This window comes from Ruegeria sp. AM4 (genome assembly GCF_056540665.1).
This window is the reverse complement of the sequence record NZ_JBQFXD010000011.1, coordinates 106,119-120,803: the sequence shown is the minus strand read 5'-3', so window position 1 is coordinate 120,803 and position 14,685 is coordinate 106,119. Positions and strand designations below refer to the sequence as shown.

The 14,685-nt window shown below is 59.9% G+C and carries 16 protein-coding genes; 12 read left to right on the top strand and 4 right to left on the bottom strand.

What is annotated here, in order from left to right:
* Positions 1–38: 38 nt before the first annotated feature.
* Positions 39–326 carry a YggT family protein gene (locus ACR0JA_RS18245; protein ID WP_239343434.1) on the bottom strand — a complete coding sequence of 96 codons (288 nt, stop codon included), beginning with the start codon at positions 324–326 and terminating at the stop codon, positions 39–41.
* Positions 327–455: 129 nt separating this feature from the next.
* On the opposite strand from ACR0JA_RS18245, the gene ACR0JA_RS18240 reads away from it, so the two are divergent.
* The 10 genes from ACR0JA_RS18240 (at position 456) to smpB (ending at position 8,689) form a co-directional block, all read left to right on the top strand.
* Positions 456–1,823: an MFS transporter gene (locus ACR0JA_RS18240; RefSeq protein ID WP_480578188.1), complete on the top strand. Its 1,368-nt coding sequence runs from the start codon at positions 456–458 to the stop codon at positions 1,821–1,823.
* Positions 1,820–2,683 (top strand): penicillin-insensitive murein endopeptidase, encoded by an 864-nt coding sequence (gene mepA, locus ACR0JA_RS18235; protein ID WP_480578185.1) that lies wholly within the window; start codon positions 1,820–1,822, stop codon positions 2,681–2,683. The genes ACR0JA_RS18240 and mepA overlap by 4 nt, the downstream gene beginning before the upstream one ends.
* Complete coding sequence (locus tag ACR0JA_RS18230) at positions 2,656–3,540, top strand: esterase-like activity of phytase family protein (protein ID WP_480578182.1); 885 nt, start codon at positions 2,656–2,658, stop codon at positions 3,538–3,540. Before mepA ends, ACR0JA_RS18230 begins: the two co-directional genes overlap by 28 nt.
* Positions 3,541–3,636: 96 nt before the next feature.
* Complete coding sequence (locus ACR0JA_RS18225) at positions 3,637–4,281, top strand: queuosine precursor transporter (RefSeq protein WP_480578180.1); 645 nt, start codon at positions 3,637–3,639, stop codon at positions 4,279–4,281.
* A gap of 263 nt (positions 4,282–4,544) precedes the next feature.
* Positions 4,545–4,964: an alternative ribosome rescue aminoacyl-tRNA hydrolase ArfB gene (arfB, locus tag ACR0JA_RS18220; RefSeq protein WP_480578177.1), complete on the top strand. Its 420-nt coding sequence runs from the start codon at positions 4,545–4,547 to the stop codon at positions 4,962–4,964.
* Positions 4,965–5,018: 54 nt separating this feature from the next.
* Positions 5,019–5,765 (top strand): SDR family oxidoreductase, encoded by a 747-nt coding sequence (locus ACR0JA_RS18215; protein ID WP_480578174.1) that lies wholly within the window; start codon positions 5,019–5,021, stop codon positions 5,763–5,765.
* A gap of 81 nt (positions 5,766–5,846) precedes the next feature.
* Positions 5,847–6,863 (top strand): P1 family peptidase, encoded by a 1,017-nt coding sequence (locus tag ACR0JA_RS18210; RefSeq protein WP_480578171.1) that lies wholly within the window; start codon positions 5,847–5,849, stop codon positions 6,861–6,863.
* A gap of 132 nt (positions 6,864–6,995) precedes the next feature.
* Positions 6,996–7,409, top strand: coding sequence for a c-type cytochrome (locus ACR0JA_RS18205; protein WP_480578168.1), 414 nt, complete (start codon positions 6,996–6,998; stop codon positions 7,407–7,409).
* 204 nt (positions 7,410–7,613) lie between these two features.
* Positions 7,614–8,156 carry an isopentenyl-diphosphate Delta-isomerase gene (gene idi / locus ACR0JA_RS18200; protein WP_480578165.1) on the top strand — a complete coding sequence of 181 codons (543 nt, stop codon included), beginning with the start codon at positions 7,614–7,616 and terminating at the stop codon, positions 8,154–8,156.
* A 56-nt stretch (positions 8,157–8,212) separates the two neighbouring features.
* Entirely contained in the window at positions 8,213–8,689 is a 477-nt protein-coding gene (smpB, locus tag ACR0JA_RS18195; RefSeq protein WP_039528475.1) for an SsrA-binding protein SmpB, read from the top strand.
* An 11-nt stretch (positions 8,690–8,700) separates the two neighbouring features.
* On the opposite strand, the gene glpK is transcribed toward smpB, so the two are convergent.
* The 3 genes from glpK to panB all read right to left on the bottom strand — a co-directional run bounded on the left by glpK (position 8,701) and on the right by panB (position 11,936).
* Positions 8,701–10,179, bottom strand: a complete 1,479-nt coding sequence (glpK, locus tag ACR0JA_RS18190; RefSeq protein WP_480578161.1) for a glycerol kinase GlpK — start codon at positions 10,177–10,179, stop codon at positions 8,701–8,703.
* 69 nt (positions 10,180–10,248) lie between these two features.
* Positions 10,249–11,100: a pantoate--beta-alanine ligase gene (panC, locus tag ACR0JA_RS18185; protein ID WP_480578158.1), complete on the bottom strand. Its 852-nt coding sequence runs from the start codon at positions 11,098–11,100 to the stop codon at positions 10,249–10,251.
* Positions 11,097–11,936, bottom strand: a complete 840-nt coding sequence (gene panB, locus ACR0JA_RS18180) for a 3-methyl-2-oxobutanoate hydroxymethyltransferase (RefSeq protein ID WP_480578155.1) — start codon at positions 11,934–11,936, stop codon at positions 11,097–11,099. Before panB ends, panC begins: the two co-directional genes overlap by 4 nt.
* A 171-nt stretch (positions 11,937–12,107) precedes the next feature.
* Here panB and ACR0JA_RS18175 point away from each other — a divergent pair, with 171 nt between their 5' ends.
* Positions 12,108–13,595, top strand: coding sequence for an ABC transporter substrate-binding protein (locus ACR0JA_RS18175; protein WP_480578152.1), 1,488 nt, complete (start codon positions 12,108–12,110; stop codon positions 13,593–13,595).
* 33 nt (positions 13,596–13,628) lie between these two features.
* Positions 13,629–14,648: a hypothetical protein gene (locus ACR0JA_RS18170; RefSeq protein WP_480578149.1), complete on the top strand. Its 1,020-nt coding sequence runs from the start codon at positions 13,629–13,631 to the stop codon at positions 14,646–14,648.
* Positions 14,649–14,685: the final 37 nt, after the last annotated feature.

The following is a 14,685-nucleotide window of genomic DNA, read 5'->3' as shown; positions in this document are numbered from 1 at the left end:
ACAGGACAATCACATACTAAGATTCGGTGAACAAGGTCTTAGACGAAATAGACCGCATTGTTGATCAGGATGATCCGCAATGCGTAGACCGCGACCAGCACCACCAGCGGCGTCAGGTCCAGCCCGCCCATATTGGGCAAAACGCGGCGGATCGGTCCGTAGATAGGCTCTAAAATACGATTCAGGCCATACCAGATTTGCGCCACCAGTTGCTGGTGCAGGTTGAGGACCTGAAAGTTGATCAGCCAGCTCATGATCACATGGGCCAGAATGATGAACCAGACAATGTCCAGGATCAGCAGAAGAATTTGGATCAGCGACAGCATGGGCACTCCGTTCGTCAATTGCCTGAGACCTAAGCGCCCTTACGGCAAAGAGCAAGTCCGCGCCAACTGAACGCTTGCGAATTGCGGCAAAGGCCCGTCTTATGAAGCCAACGATAAACAGGGGCAGTCATGGCAGAAATATCCAAGCGCAAGCGCATTTGGGGCTGGTGGTTTTTCGACTGGGCCAGCCAGCCGTTCCACACATTGCTGGTGACGTTTGTGTTCGGGCCATACTTCGCCGGGGTCGCCGCCCAATTCTATGCAAATGCAGGATTGGACGCTGAATCAGCCGCCGCCCAGGCACAGACGGTCTGGGCCAACTGCCTGACCATCACCGGGTTGATCATCGCGTTTGGGGCACCGTTGTTGGGGGCGATGGCAGATGTATCGGGCCGCCGCATCCCGTGGATTTTTGCCTTTTCGGTGATGTATGCGGTGGGTTCGGCCGCGCTGTGGTACACGATGCCGGACGGATCGAATATGTGGCTGATGCTGTCGGCCTTTGGGCTCGGCTTTGTGGGCGCGGAATATGCGTTGATCTTCATCAACTCTCAGCTGCCTGACCTGGGCGACGATAATGAGGTCGGAGAGATTTCGGGTTCGGGCTTTGCCTTTGGCTATTTCGGCGGTCTGATTTCATTGGCGATCATGCTGACGCTGTTTGTCGAGCAGCCAAACGGCAGAACGCTGATCGGAATGGACCCGGTGTTCGGGCTGGATGCGACGACCCGCGAAGGCACCCGCTTTGTCGGACCTTTCACGGCGGGATGGTTCCTTCTGTTCATGGTCCCGTATTTCCTGTGGGTCCAGGACGACTCATCGACCAGCAAAAAGGGCAGCTTTGGAGAGGCTTTGAGCCTGTTGGGCCATTCCATCTCTGCCTTGCGCCACCGATTGAGTCTGGCCAGTTACCTAGGGTCTTCGATGTTCTATCGTGACGCGTTGAACGGGCTCTACAGTTTTGGTGGGGTCTATGCGGCGCTGGTGCTCGAGTGGGATCTGGTCAAGATCGGAGTATTCGGGATTGTCAGCGTTCTGGCCTCGGCCGTTTTTGCATGGATCGGCGGCAAGGCGGATCGCAAATTCGGCCCTAAACCCGTGATTTTGATCGCAATCTGGGTTTTGATTTTCGTCTGCCTCACCGTGGTGTCGATGGATCGGACGCAGGTTTTCGGCATCTCGCTGCCCGAAGGGTCCGGCCTGCCGGATCTTGTGTTCTTTGGATGTGGCGTCCTGATCGGCGGCATGGGCGGCATTCTGCAATCGGCCAGCCGTTCGATGATGGTGCGCCATACGGATCCCAAAACACCCGTTGAGAGCTTTGGGCTTTACGGTCTGTCCGGTCGCGCAACAGCGTTTGCCGCGCCTCTGCTGATCGGCATTGCAACATCCGTCACCGGGAGTGCGCGTTTAGGGGTGTCACCGATCATTCTGTTGTTTATTCTGGGATTATTCCTGATGCGCTGGGTGAAACCGGAAGGGGATCAGAGCAGATGATTTTATTACGTTTTTTGGCGATATGCGCCGCGTTGTCATGGGCAGGCACAGCTGGGGCGCAACCGTTGGCCAAGCAATTGTTCGGGTCGCAGAAGGTCAGTTCGCAGCAAAAAGCAGCAGCCTTCGGCAGTTATTCGCGCGGATGTGCGGCCGGGTCGGTGCAACTGCCCGAGACCGGACCCACCTGGCAGGCCATGCGCCTGTCGCGTAATCGCAACTGGGGACACCCGCAAGCGATAGACTATGTGCAGGACCTCAGCCGGTTCGCGGCCAAGCAGCCCGGGTGGAACGGTCTCTATGTCGGGGATATCAGCCAGCCGCGCGGCGGGCCGATGACGTCCGGGCACCGTTCTCACCAACTGGGTCTCGACATCGATATCTGGATGCTGCCGGGCGATAACATGCGTCTCAGCCGCAAGGCGCGCGAAAACATCTCGTCGATCTCGCTGCGCCGCGCAAACGGGGCTTATGTGAATGGCAACTGGACGAAACAACACCATGCCGTCCTGCGCGAAGCCGCCAAGGACAAACGCGTCGCGCGGATTTTCGTGTTCCCCGGAGCCAAGGTGCAGATGTGCAATGATGAAAAGGGCAACCGGGCCTATCTGCGCAAGATCAGACCCTGGTGGGGGCACCATTATCATTTCCATGTGCGGCTGAGTTGCCCGCGTGGATCGCGCGGATGCGTCAATCAGGACCCGCCACCCAAGGGCGATGGATGTGCGGAGGCGCAGCAATGGGTGCGCAACATCCTGAACCCGCCGCCGCCGGACCCGAACGCTCCGGCCCCAAAGAAACGGCGTGAATACCGCCTTGCCGATCTGCCCCAACAATGCGCCGCCGTGTTGCAGTCCAACTGATTGCAGCGACGGTGCTGGCTGGTCCGGTTGGTGCTGTCGAGGTCAAAACCGCCACGTTGCTGGGCAGCTATGTCTGGCGCGGCAACTCTGATTGGTTCGGCGGGTTTTCGGCGGTCCATATTTCGGCGCGGGGCCAGCAGATGATCGCGGTAAGTGACCGCTCACATCTGGTGACCGCGCGGATTGAACGGAACGGAGATCGGATCACCGGTATTCAACTTCTGAGCCGATCGCCGCTGCTGTCCAGCCGGGGCCGCAAATTGTCGGGCCGTGCGGGGGACGCCGAAGGAATTGCGGTCGCATCGGACGGCAGCTTTTTCCTGTCGTTCGAAGGGGTTCATCGGGTCGCACATTACCGATCGCCGGGCGTGCCTGCGCGGGTGCTGCCGCGACCCAAGGCCTTTCGTGCGCTGGATCGGAACGGGTCGTTCGAGGCATTGGCGATAGACGATCGCGGGCGACTTTACACCATGACTGAAAAGAGCCGGACCACTAAAGGGGACATTCCCGTCTATCGCTGGAACGGCAAAGCCTGGTCCACGCCCTTTGTCCTGCCGCCACGCGGCAAGTTCCTGCCCGTGGCCGCCGATTTCGGACCGGATGGACGGCTGTATGTGCTGGAGCGTCACGTCACCATGTTCGGATTTCAGACACGGCTGCGCCGCTGGCGAGTGGGCAGCCATGGTGCCAGCGCCGAAGAAACCCTGTTAGAAACCGGGACCGGCACCCATGATAACCTCGAAGGATTGTCTGTCTGGCGCGACAGGCAGGGACGGCTGCGGGCCACCATGATCTCGGACGACAATTTTCTGGCGCTGCAGCGCACCGAACTGGTCGAATATCTGTTGCCCGAATGACTTGCCAAACGCGTTTCGACCCGCTAGAAGCGCGGCCTGCCTTGGGATGAGCCCTTGGCCAAGTCGCCGCTACCTTGTCAAAACGGGCATCTGAAAATGCAACGCAGCTTTATTCCCGGCATCATTGCCATGGCCACCATTGTCGTGGCCTCGAACATTCTGGTCCAGTTCCTGATCCTCGACGGTCTGTTGACCTGGGGTGCCTTTACCTATCCGCTCGCCTATCTGGTCACCGATATCACCAACCGCGTTTATGGTGTCGGTCCGGCCCGCAAGGTCGTATTTGCAGGCTTCCTGGTGGGCGTCATCTGTTCGCTGATCGGCAGCCAGATCATGCTTCAAGGTGATGGTTTCACCTATGCCGCCGTACCGCTTCGGGTTGCCGTGGCGTCTGGTGTTGCCTTCCTTCTGGCGCAGCTTTCCGACGTCACCGTATTCAATGCCATGCGCGGCGGGCGCTGGTGGCGTGCGCCTTTGGCCTCGACGCTGGTTGGCTCGGCGCTTGATACCGTGGTGTTCTTTACCATCGCCTTTTCCGCGTCGATCACGATCTTCGGAGCCACCGCAGACGCCGCGATCAACTGGGCGTGGGAGCCTGTGCCGTTCATGCTGACCGGTCCGATGGCGCCCTTGTGGGTGACGCTGGCCTTTGCTGATTGGTTGGTCAAACTGTCGTTGGCGCTGATCGCTCTGATCCCCTTCAAGGTGATCGTTGCACGTATGACCGCGCAGCCCGCGTAAAAAAACGCTTTGAGAATGGCGCATCTTGTGTCAGGCTCATTGTTAACCGCAACAGATAGAAAAGGAGGTGATCCAGTGTCGAGAAAGAGATTGGAGAGAGGTGTCGGAACAACCGGGGGGATCGCCTGCTAGGGCAGCCCTTGGCGGAGCGTGCGCTCCGGCTGGTCGATTGATCTAACCGACCCGACCTCCTGAACTTTCGAAGGGCCGTCCCGCCGGGGCGGCCCTTTTTGTTTTCGCGCCCGCCTTGTAAGGTCCGACCCATGTTGCGCATCACTGACGATATCGCCCTGCAAGACTGGGAAATGACCGAAAGCTTTGTACGCTCTTCGGGTCCGGGCGGACAGAACGTCAACAAGGTCTCGACCGCGGTTGAGTTGCGGTTTGAAGCCGCGCGCTCGCCCTCGCTGCCCGATCCGGTGAAGGCGCGGCTGAAACGGCTGGCGGGGCGGCGCTGGACCAAGGACGGCGCAATCATCATTCAATGCGAGGAAACCCGCAGCCAGGCCCGTAATCGTGACATCGCCCGCGCCAGATTGGCCGAGTTGATCACCCGCGCGCTGGTCAAGCCGAAACGGCGCATCGCCACCAAACCCACCTATGGTTCGGTCAAGCGCCGTCTGGCCGCGAAAAAGGCGCGTTCGGACGTAAAGGCGCTGCGCGGCAAGGTCGCGGAAGATTGATCTGGCAGTTTCGCCGCGCCTTGGTAGTCTGACCCGACAAGGGAGAGCAAGACCATGAGGTTAGAGGGAAAAACCGCGATCGTGACCGGCGGCGCGTCAGGCTTTGGCGCCGGGATCGTGCAGAAGTTCCTGTCCGAGGGTGCGCGCGTGATGATCGCCGATATCAACGGTGACGCGGCTGAGGTTCTGGCCAACCAGCTTGGCCCGAACGCAATTGCGCAATTGGTGGACGTGGCGGATGCCACCTCGGTGCAAGCGATGGCCGACATCATGCAGGACCGCTTTGGCCATCTGGACATTTTGGTCAACAATGCCGGCATCACCCATCTGCCTGCGCCACTGGAAGAGGTCAGCGAGGACGATTTCGACCGAGTTTTCAATGTAAACATGAAATCGGTCTACCTGACCGCGCGGGCGTTGGTGCCCATGATGAAGGCACGCGGAACCGGTGCGATTCTGAACGTGGCCTCGACCGCCGGACTGTCGCCGCGCCCGAACTTGAACTGGTACAACGCCTCCAAGGGCTGGATGATCACAGCAACCAAGACGATGGCCGTCGAACTCGCCCCGTCCGGGGTGCGGGTAAACGCAATCTGCCCGGTGGCGGGCGAAACCCCGTTGCTTAAATCCTTCATGGGCGAAGACACGCCCGAAATGCGCGCCAAGTTTCTGGCGACCATCCCGCTTGGCCGCTTTTCGACCCCCGAAGACATGGGCAATGCCGCCTGTTTCCTGTGCTCGGACGAGGCCAGCATGATCACCGGTGCAGCATTGGAGGTCGACGGTGGCCGCTGTATCTGATCAGCTCTTCATACGGCCAGAAATTTCCCTGTCGGAGGCGGCGCGTCTACACGCTTTCTGGCAGCAGCATCCGAGACGAACATGACCCCCGGACCCCGAAATCTGATCACCGATGTCCCCGGCCTTCTGGTCGGAAATGCCAAGGACGAGCTGCTGAAATCCGGCACGACTGTGTTGACCTCCAAAGACCCGTTTGCGGCCTCTGTCCACGTCATGGGCGGTGCGCCGGGGACGCGGGAAACCGACTTGTTGGCCCCGGACAAATCGGTCGCGCGTGTCGACGCGATTACATTGTCGGGGGGATCAGCCTTTGGGCTCGATGCCTGCTCGGGGGTTGCCGATGCTCTGCTCGCACAGGGGCGCGGCTTTGCGGTTGGCCCCGTCACGGTGCCGATCGTGCCGGGTGCCATCCTGTTCGATTTGTTGAACGGCGGTGACAAAAGCTGGTCCGAAAACCCATATCGCGCCCTGGGCCGGGCCGCGTTCTTGGCCGCAGACGAAACCTTCGAACTGGGAACGTCCGGGGCGGGAACCGGAGCGCTGGCGGCGATGCATAAGGGCGGGCTGGGATCCGCGTCGCTGCGTCTGGAGAACGGTATCAATGTTGGAGCGCTGGTCGCCGCGAACCCGCTGGGCAGTGTGACAACACCCGGTGACAGGCATTTCTGGGCGGCTTCTTTCGAGTTAGACTCTGAACTTGGCGGTTTGGGGCCAGATCCGGCCTCGGGGCTGGGCGCGATCCCCGAAAGTCTCAAGGCCCGGGCGATGCACCCGGCGACGCCTGACAAGACCAACACAACAATCGCCATTGTGGCGACGGATGCCGACCTGACCAAGGCGCAATGTCATCGCCTTGCCGTTGCTGCGCATGACGGCATTGCCCGTGCCATTGTGCCGGCCCATACGCCGGGAGATGGCGATCTGGTGTTTGGCGTCAGCACAGGTGCCCGGCCTCTGGCGGCGGATCCGGGCGCATTGGCGCAGATTGGCCACGCTGCTTCGCTTTGCCTGAGCCGCGCGATTGCGCGCGCGGTGTATCTGGCGACCCCGGCCAAGGGTGATTTGCTGCCAAGCTGGTCCGACGGGCATGACAAATGATCCACATGACTTAAGTTAAGGACAGCCTTTATGTCGCAGTGGCACAGTGACCTCGCGCGGCAATCTGCGCGTTGACTCTTTTTTGCGCCGAAGGTCCATTCGGGGCAGCCAATTCGTATCGGAGCTACAGTTATGAACCGCATCCTCGCCACCGCTATTGTTAGTCTGCTGGCCGTTCCTGCCTTTGCCGAAGGTGACGCCGACGCCGGTAAGAAAGCGTTCAACAAGTGCAAGTCCTGCCATATGATCGCCGATCCTGCGGGAGAAGTGATCGTCAAGGGCGGCAAGACCGGACCGAACCTTTATGGAATCGCCGGGCGGACCGCTGGTACGATTGAAGATTTCAAATACGGCGACAGCATCGTCGAAGCAGGTGAAAACGGTCTGGTCTGGGATGAAGAGACCTTTGTGGCCTACGCACAGGACCCCAAAGCATTCCTGAAAGACTATTTGGGTCAAACCTCGGCCAAATCCAAGATGACCTTCAAGCTGAAGAAGGGGGCCGAGGACGTTTACGCCTATATCATCAGCGTTTCTGGTGAATAACCTCTGACCATCCCTGCCGGGTCATTCCTGCAAAAAGGCCGCAGCCCCTGCGGCCTTTCGTGCGCTTGATTGGCGGACCGATCAGCGCCAATTTGGGGGCAGCGGTTGGGAGGCCGCAAACCTTTAGCCACACCGCCAAGCCGATCGGGCCAGAGCCAGGTCATGGATATCGCCGCATTTGGGTTCGGCAGCAGGAGAAGACAGATGGGAATCATGATTCCGGCATGGGTGAACGGGGAACTGGCCCCTGTTGACAAGCTGGAGGCGCACGAAAAGGGGCTCAAGCACAAGGCCGTGTCGGTCTTTGTGGTGCGCGGAACCGAGATTTTGTTGCAGCGCCGCGCGCTGGGCAAATATCACACGCCGGGCCTCTGGGCGAATACCTGCTGTACCCATCCTGACTGGGCCGAAAGCGCATCGGCCTGTGCCGTACGGCGGCTGAAAGAAGAATTGGGCATCACGGGCCTGTATCCCGAATACCGGCACCGGCTGGAATACCACGCCGATGTGGGCAACGGTCTGGTCGAGAACGAGGTCGTCGACGTCTTTCTGGCCCATGTGCGCAAACCGCTGAAAATCGAGCCTAATCCGGACGAAGTTATGGATATCCGCTGGATCGACTACCATGATCTTCTGGCCGAAGTGAAACGGCACCCGGATCGTTTTACCCCGTGGCTGAAGATATACCTGCACAACCATGCGGATACGATATTCGGCCCTGATCTGATCATCTCGGCCAAGTCCTGACAGGTTGAACGCTGGGGGCTTGCAAGGCCCGCACAAGCCGCCTAAATCAACGCGTCATGGCCAAGCAAAAGACAGACCCGAACTACAAAGTGATTGCCGAAAACCGGCGCGCGCGGTTTGACTACGCGATTGAGGACGATCTGGAATGTGGCATCATGCTGCAAGGGTCCGAAGTCAAGTCCCTGCGCGCGGGTGGATCGAACATCGCCGAAAGCTATGCGTCGGTCGATGATGGAGAGTTGTGGCTGATCAACAGTTACATTGCGCCCTACGAGCAGGCCAAGGTCTTCAAGCACGAGGAACGCCGCCGCCGCAAGCTGCTGGTGTCGCGCAAAGAGCTGTCGAACCTGTGGAACGCGACCCAGCGCAAAGGCATGACGCTGGTGCCGCTGGTTCTGTATTTCAACCACAAGGGCATGGCCAAGATCAAAATCGGAATCGCCAAGGGCAAAAAGACCCATGACAAGCGCGAGGCACAGGCCAAGCGCGACTGGTCACGCCAAAAGCAGCGTCTGATGAAGGATCACAGCTGAGCCCAGGTGGGTCAGAATGCCATCGCCGCCGAAACCGCGCGCTGCCAGCGCGCATAGGCCGCATCGCGCTTTTCGCCGGACATCACGGGCTCAAACCGACGATCCAGGGCCCAGGTTTCCGAAAAACCCTGCTGGTCCGGGTAGACCCCTGACCGCATACCAGCCAGCCAGGCCGCACCCAGCGCGGTGGTTTCCTGCATGACCGGGCGGTCGACCGGCGCGCCCAGAAGGTCCGACAACCCCTGCATTGCCCAGTCCGAGGCGCTCATACCGCCATCGACCCGCAGTGTGACATCGGCCGCGTCGCCCCAATCGCCCTGCATGGCATGCCAAAGGTCGCGGGTTTGAAAGGCGATGCTTTCCAGCGTGGCGCGGGCGATTTCGGCGCGGCCAGAGTTTCGGCTCAGACCAAAGATCGCACCACGGCAATCGGGCTTCCAATAAGGCGCGCCCAGCCCCGTGAAGGCGGGCACAAGCACGACATGTTGGTTCGGATCCGCCTTTGCCGCAAGCTCGCCGCTTTCCGGTGCTGCATCGATGATCTGCAAGGCATCGCGCAGCCACTGGACCGCTGCGCCGGCTATAAAAATCGATCCCTCGAGCGCATAGTTGCGTTTCCCGTCCAATTGATAGGCAATGGTGGTCAGCAGCCGGTTCTGCGACCCGACCGGCTCGTGCCCCGTGTTCAGCAGCGCAAAGCACCCGGTGCCGTATGTCGATTTCAACATACCAGGGCTGAAACAGGCCTGGCCGATTGTGGCAGCTTGCTGGTCTCCAGCCACGCCCAGAATCGGTATCTGACCGCCCAACAGGGGGGTATGCCCAAAATCAGCGGCACAGTCTTGGACATCAGGTAGCATTGCCATTGGCACGTCCAGCAGGTCGCAGATATCAGTGCTCCACGCGCCTTTGTGAATGTCGAACAGCAGGGTGCGTGCGGCGTTTGTGGCATCGGTGGCGTGCACACGCCCTTCGGTCAGACGCCATATCAGGAAAGTGTCGATGGTGCCAAAGAGCAACTCACCCGCCTTGGCCCGGTCGCGTGCGCCGGGGACGGTGTCGAGCAGCCATTTGACCTTGGTGCCCGAGAAATACGGGTCCAGCAACAGACCGGTCTGGGCGGTCACGTCATCCTCGCACCCGGCGTCACGCAGTTTTTCGCAAATGTCGGCGGTCCGGCGGTCCTGCCAGACAATCGCGTTGTGAATCGGTTTGCCGCTGGTCCGGTCCCAGATCACGGTGGTTTCGCGCTGATTGGTGATGCCGATGCCCGCGATCTGGTCGGCGGTTGTTCCTGTCGACTGCATGACTTCGCGGCAAACGGTCAGGACGCTGTCCCAGATATCCTCGGGGTCGTGTTCGACCCAACCCTCGCGCGGGAAATGCTGCGGGAATTCGCGTTGCGCGGTCCCGACGCGCTGCATTCCTGCGTCAAACAAAATAGCGCGTGACGACGTTGTGCCCTGATCAATCGCCAGAATATAGGTCATGCCTGCTCTCTCCCCATGACATTTTGGGAGAGTTTAGCGCAAACAGTCGCGGGCGTTCCAGTGCAGAAATCAGGCCGACGGCACCGGGATGTTGTCGATCAGGCGAATCCCGTCCACAAATGCTGCCGCGAACAGGCGCGCCGGTCGCGTGGCATGGGTCAGAGGGTCGAGTGTCGCGGCACAACGCAATTCGATATAGCCGACCTCACTGAAGCCAGCATCCAAAAGCGCAGCCTGCGCTTCGGTCGCCAAGGGTGCGATCTCACCGCCGGCGGCCAGCTTTTCCGCAATATCCCGCATGGTCCGGTTCAAGTTTGCCGCAACCTCAAGTGCCTCGGGCGAAAGCCGCAGATTGCGCGACGACATGGCCAGGCCCGAGGCTTCGCGCACCGTTTCGCAGCCGATCACCGCAATCGGGATATCAAGGTCGCGCGCCATGCGGCGAACGACCATAAGCTGCTGATAGTCTTTCTGTCCGAAATAGGCCCGATCTGCCTGCGTTTGCAGGAACAGTTTTGTCACCACCGTTGCGACCCCGTCGAAATGCCCGGGACGGCCGAGGCCCTCCATCATATCCGTCAGTCCGGTGACCGAAACGCCGGTGGCAAACCCATCTGGATAAATCTCCTGCGGCTCGGGGACGTAAATCACATCGACACCGTAAGGGACGAGCTTCTCGGCGTCCTCAACCTCGGTCCGCGGGTATTTGGCAAGATCCTCGGGGTTGTTGAATTGTTTGGGGTTCACGAAGATCGTCACGATCACGCGGTCGCAATCAGCCTTGGCTGCCTCGACCAGAGACAGGTGGCCTTGATGCAAGGCCCCCATTGTTGGCACGACGCCGATGATTTCACCATTGCTGCGCCAATCCGAGGTCAACGCGCGCAGGTCGGCCAAATGCCGCAATATCCTTGGTGTCATGATTTGGCCCCTTTGGCCGGTGCCTGATCGGCAAACACGTGTTCGTCTGCGGGAAAGGCGCGCGCGCGAACCTCGGCTGCGTATTCGGCGATGGCGGCCTCGGCCTGCGGCCCAAGCTCGGCATAGCGTTTGACGAATTTCGGTTTGAAGGCCGTGAAAAAGCCCACCATGTCGTCGACAACCAGAATCTGCCCGTCACATCCGGCGGAAGCGCCAATACCGATGGTCGGTATCGGAATATCGGCGGTGATCCGATCGGCCAGCTTTTGCGGAACCTTCTCTAACACGACGGAAAACGCGCCAGCGTCGGCTACGGCACGAGCATCGGCCAGCACCGCCTCGGCCTGTTCGTCGCGGCCCTGCACCTTATAGCCGCCCAGCGTATTGATCGATTGTGGCGTCAGCCCGATATGCGCCATCACCGGAATGCCGCGCTTGACCAAAAAGCGGATGGTTTCGGCCATTTCGACGCCACCCTCCAGCTTGACGGCACCGGCCCCGGTTTCCGCCATCAGACGGGCGGCGTTGCGAAACGCCTCGGGTGGTTCGTGTTCGTAGCTGGCAAAGGGCATATCGATGACCATCATCGCGCTGGACAGCCCGCGTGCGACGGCCTGCCCGTGCAGAATCATCATCTCCATCGTCACGCCCAGCGTCGATTCCAGCCCGTGCAACACCATGCCCACGCTGTCGCCGACCAGAACAAAGTCGCAATGCGCATCCATCAGCCGCGCCATCGGCGTCGTATAGGCGGTCAGGCTGACCAGAGGTTCGCCCCCTTTGCGTGCGCGGATATCCTCGGCGTTCGGGGCTGTCTTGCGGGCGGTGGCGCTCATGGCACGCTCCTCCGGGATTTATGCTACGGTGCGGCATAACAGATTGCGGCAGGACATAGAAACCCCGATTGCGCGAACATTTCCTTGATTGACCTGAGGTTTAAAGGGACATTGGCAGCTGTACGACCGTTGAACCACGCGTGGAACGTTTTCCAATGGGGAGAGATTTCAATGACACAGCAACTGTTTCGGCCCTTCGTAACTGCGGCGGCCCTTGGGGTCAGCCTGGTTGCGTCTCAGGCACTGGCGAAATCTGACATTACCATCGGCGTTCAGCTTGAACCGCCGCATCTCGACCCGACCAGTGCCGCTGCGCAGATCATCGATTCGGTGACCTACAACAATATCTTCGAAGGTCTGACCCGCTTTGAGGGCGATGGATCAATTGTACCAGCCCTCGCGGAAAGTTGGGAGATTTCCGGCGACGGTACAGTTTATACCTTCAAGCTGCACGACGGCGTTACCTTTCACGACGGCACGACGATGGATGCCGAAGACGTCAAGTTCAGCCTGGACCGCGCTACGGCCGATGACAGCGCAAACGCGCAGAAGGCCCTGTTTGCAGGGATCGAAAGCGTCGAGGTTGTCGATCCGCTGACGGTGAAGATTACCCTGAAAGAGCCCAACGGGAACTTTCTGTTCAATCTGGCCTGGGGCGATGCGGTCATCGTTGCGCCCGAAAGCATCGAGACCATCAAGACCAACCCGGTGGGAACAGGCGCATTCACCTTTGGCAACTGGGTACAGGGCGACAGCATCACCCTGAATCGCAACCCCAACTATTGGGGCGATCAGCCCGCGTTAGAGACGGCTACGTTCAAGTTCATCTCGGATCCCACAGCGGCGTTTGCTGCGATGATGGCCGAGGACCTGGACGCATTCGACAACTACCCGGCGCCCGAGAATCTGCCTCAGTTCGATGCAGATCCCCGATTTCAGATTCTGGTTGGGTCGACCGAAGGCGAAACGATCCTGTCGACCAATAACAAGCAGGCTCCGTTCGACGATATTCTGGTCCGGCAGGCGCTGGCTCATGCAATCGACCGGCAGGCCATCATTGATGGGGCAATGTTCGGTTATGGAACTCCGATCGGCAGCCATTTTGCACCTCACAATCCGGCCTATGTCGATCTGACCGGCGTAGCCGCTTATGACCCCGATAAAGCCAAGGCCTTGCTCGCCGAAGCGGGTTATCCCGACGGGTTCGAAACGACGCTGCATCTGCCGCCGCCATCCTATGCAAGGCGCGGTGGCGAGATCGTCGCCGCTCAGTTGGCCGAGATCGGGATCAAGGCCGAGATTATCAACGTCGAATGGGCCCAGTGGCTGGAATCGGTCTTCAAGGGCAAGAATTTTGGCCTGACGATCGTCAGCCATACCGAGCCGATGGATATCGGCATCTACGCGCGCCCCGACTATTACTTTCAGTATGACAGCACGGACTTCCAGGCATTGATGGATACTCTGGACGAAACCACCGATCCTGAAGAACGCACCAGACTGCTGGGAGAAGCGCAGCGGCTGATCGCGAACGACTATGTCAACGGCTATCTGTTTCAGTTGGCCAAGCTGGGCGTGGCGAAGGCTGGTGTTGAGGGCCTGTGGGAAAACGCGCCAACGGCTGCAATCGATTTGACTGCGATCCGCTGGAGCGAATAGGCACGGCGCATCGACGCAACAAAGTGGGGACGGATGCTAAAAAGGCTAATCGGGGCTTTGGCCATGGCAATCGGATGTGTCTGTGCCCCGGCGGCTCAGGCCAATTCGCGCTTGCAGTCTGCCGTCGACCTTTGGTTGCAGGGCGATGACGCAGAAAGCCTGCAGTTGCTGGCTGATCTTGCGAACGAAGGTGATTCCGATGCGCGTCTGTTGCTGGCCCGCATCGAGACGTCCGATCTCGGACCCTCGCCGTTCCGGCAATCGCTGGACCGGGTGGACGCGCATGATCTGTTCCGATACAAGGATCTCAGCACATTCGGTCGGTCATGGCTATTTGTCGAAGCACAGGCCGGGAACCCTTTGGCTCAGGCTCTGATGCAGGCCAAGGGGGCAGAGCCAGACCTTGGACTGATTGACCGGTTGAACCAGTTGGGTGAGCATCAGGCGACGGATCGCCCCACTCGGATTGTCGCACTTTATGGCAGTCAGGAATTGCGCGACGAACTTTCGGCAGACGAGTCGGTGATGCAGGAACTGCTGCCTTACCTGACCTATTTATCTGGACCTTCTGAGCATCGTGGCGACGGCATGGCGGTGCTGCGCCACATCCAAACTGCGCCGGTCGACGCGACGCAGTCCGACGCGCTGGGCATGGCTGGCACGCTGGCGTTGGGGTTGGGTTTTGGGGACATATCGCCCGAGAACGCCTGGCGTGGCGCGGTCGAAGACTGGCTGATGTCAGCGCCTTCCGCGAAACCTATTGCTGATCTATGTACAACGCAGTGCTCATCACAGGCCCGGGCCTGTGCTTTTGCTTTTCTGGCGGCGTCAGGAGGGTACTTTGAGGCCATCCGCTATGACAGTCCGCTCGAGTCGGTGATCCCGCAGGACCAATTTCTGAACAGCCCTCGTGCCCGATTGATGGTCCTGCGTCGCGCGACTCTGGCGCGGGATGAGGCCAACCAGAACTGGCTGGCGGACACAGCAGGGTTCGCCGAGATCTCAAGCTGCGCGGACAATTTGATTCAGGCCGAGCGGCGCAAATACCGTTAGGTGCTGGACCGGGCGTAACTGCGCCCCTAACGTGTTG

What these genes read in the sequence shown, in the direction of transcription:
- ACR0JA_RS18175 (WP_480578152.1), top strand. Translation starts at nt 12,108, where the DNA reads ATGACACAGCAACTGTTTCGGCCCTTCGTAACTGCGGCGGCCCTTGGG.
- idi (WP_480578165.1), top strand. Translation starts at nt 7,614, where the DNA reads ATGGGAATCATGATTCCGGCATGGGTGAACGGGGAACTGGCCCCTGTT.
- ACR0JA_RS18210 (WP_480578171.1), top strand. Translation starts at nt 5,847, where the DNA reads ATGACCCCCGGACCCCGAAATCTGATCACCGATGTCCCCGGCCTTCTG.
- panB (WP_480578155.1), bottom strand. Translation starts at nt 11,936, where the DNA reads ATGAGCGCCACCGCCCGCAAGACAGCCCCGAACGCCGAGGATATCCGC.
- glpK (WP_480578161.1), bottom strand. Translation starts at nt 10,179, where the DNA reads ATGACCTATATTCTGGCGATTGATCAGGGCACAACGTCGTCACGCGCT.
- mepA (WP_480578185.1), top strand. Translation starts at nt 1,820, where the DNA reads ATGATTTTATTACGTTTTTTGGCGATATGCGCCGCGTTGTCATGGGCA.
- panC (WP_480578158.1), bottom strand. Translation starts at nt 11,100, where the DNA reads ATGACACCAAGGATATTGCGGCATTTGGCCGACCTGCGCGCGTTGACC.
- arfB (WP_480578177.1), top strand. Translation starts at nt 4,545, where the DNA reads ATGTTGCGCATCACTGACGATATCGCCCTGCAAGACTGGGAAATGACC.
- ACR0JA_RS18215 (WP_480578174.1), top strand. Translation starts at nt 5,019, where the DNA reads ATGAGGTTAGAGGGAAAAACCGCGATCGTGACCGGCGGCGCGTCAGGC.
- ACR0JA_RS18245 (WP_239343434.1), bottom strand. Translation starts at nt 326, where the DNA reads ATGCTGTCGCTGATCCAAATTCTTCTGCTGATCCTGGACATTGTCTGG.
- ACR0JA_RS18170 (WP_480578149.1), top strand. Translation starts at nt 13,629, where the DNA reads ATGCTAAAAAGGCTAATCGGGGCTTTGGCCATGGCAATCGGATGTGTC.
- smpB (WP_039528475.1), top strand. Translation starts at nt 8,213, where the DNA reads ATGGCCAAGCAAAAGACAGACCCGAACTACAAAGTGATTGCCGAAAAC.
- ACR0JA_RS18240 (WP_480578188.1), top strand. Translation starts at nt 456, where the DNA reads ATGGCAGAAATATCCAAGCGCAAGCGCATTTGGGGCTGGTGGTTTTTC.
- ACR0JA_RS18230 (WP_480578182.1), top strand. Translation starts at nt 2,656, where the DNA reads ATGCGCCGCCGTGTTGCAGTCCAACTGATTGCAGCGACGGTGCTGGCT.
- ACR0JA_RS18205 (WP_480578168.1), top strand. Translation starts at nt 6,996, where the DNA reads ATGAACCGCATCCTCGCCACCGCTATTGTTAGTCTGCTGGCCGTTCCT.
- ACR0JA_RS18225 (WP_480578180.1), top strand. Translation starts at nt 3,637, where the DNA reads ATGCAACGCAGCTTTATTCCCGGCATCATTGCCATGGCCACCATTGTC.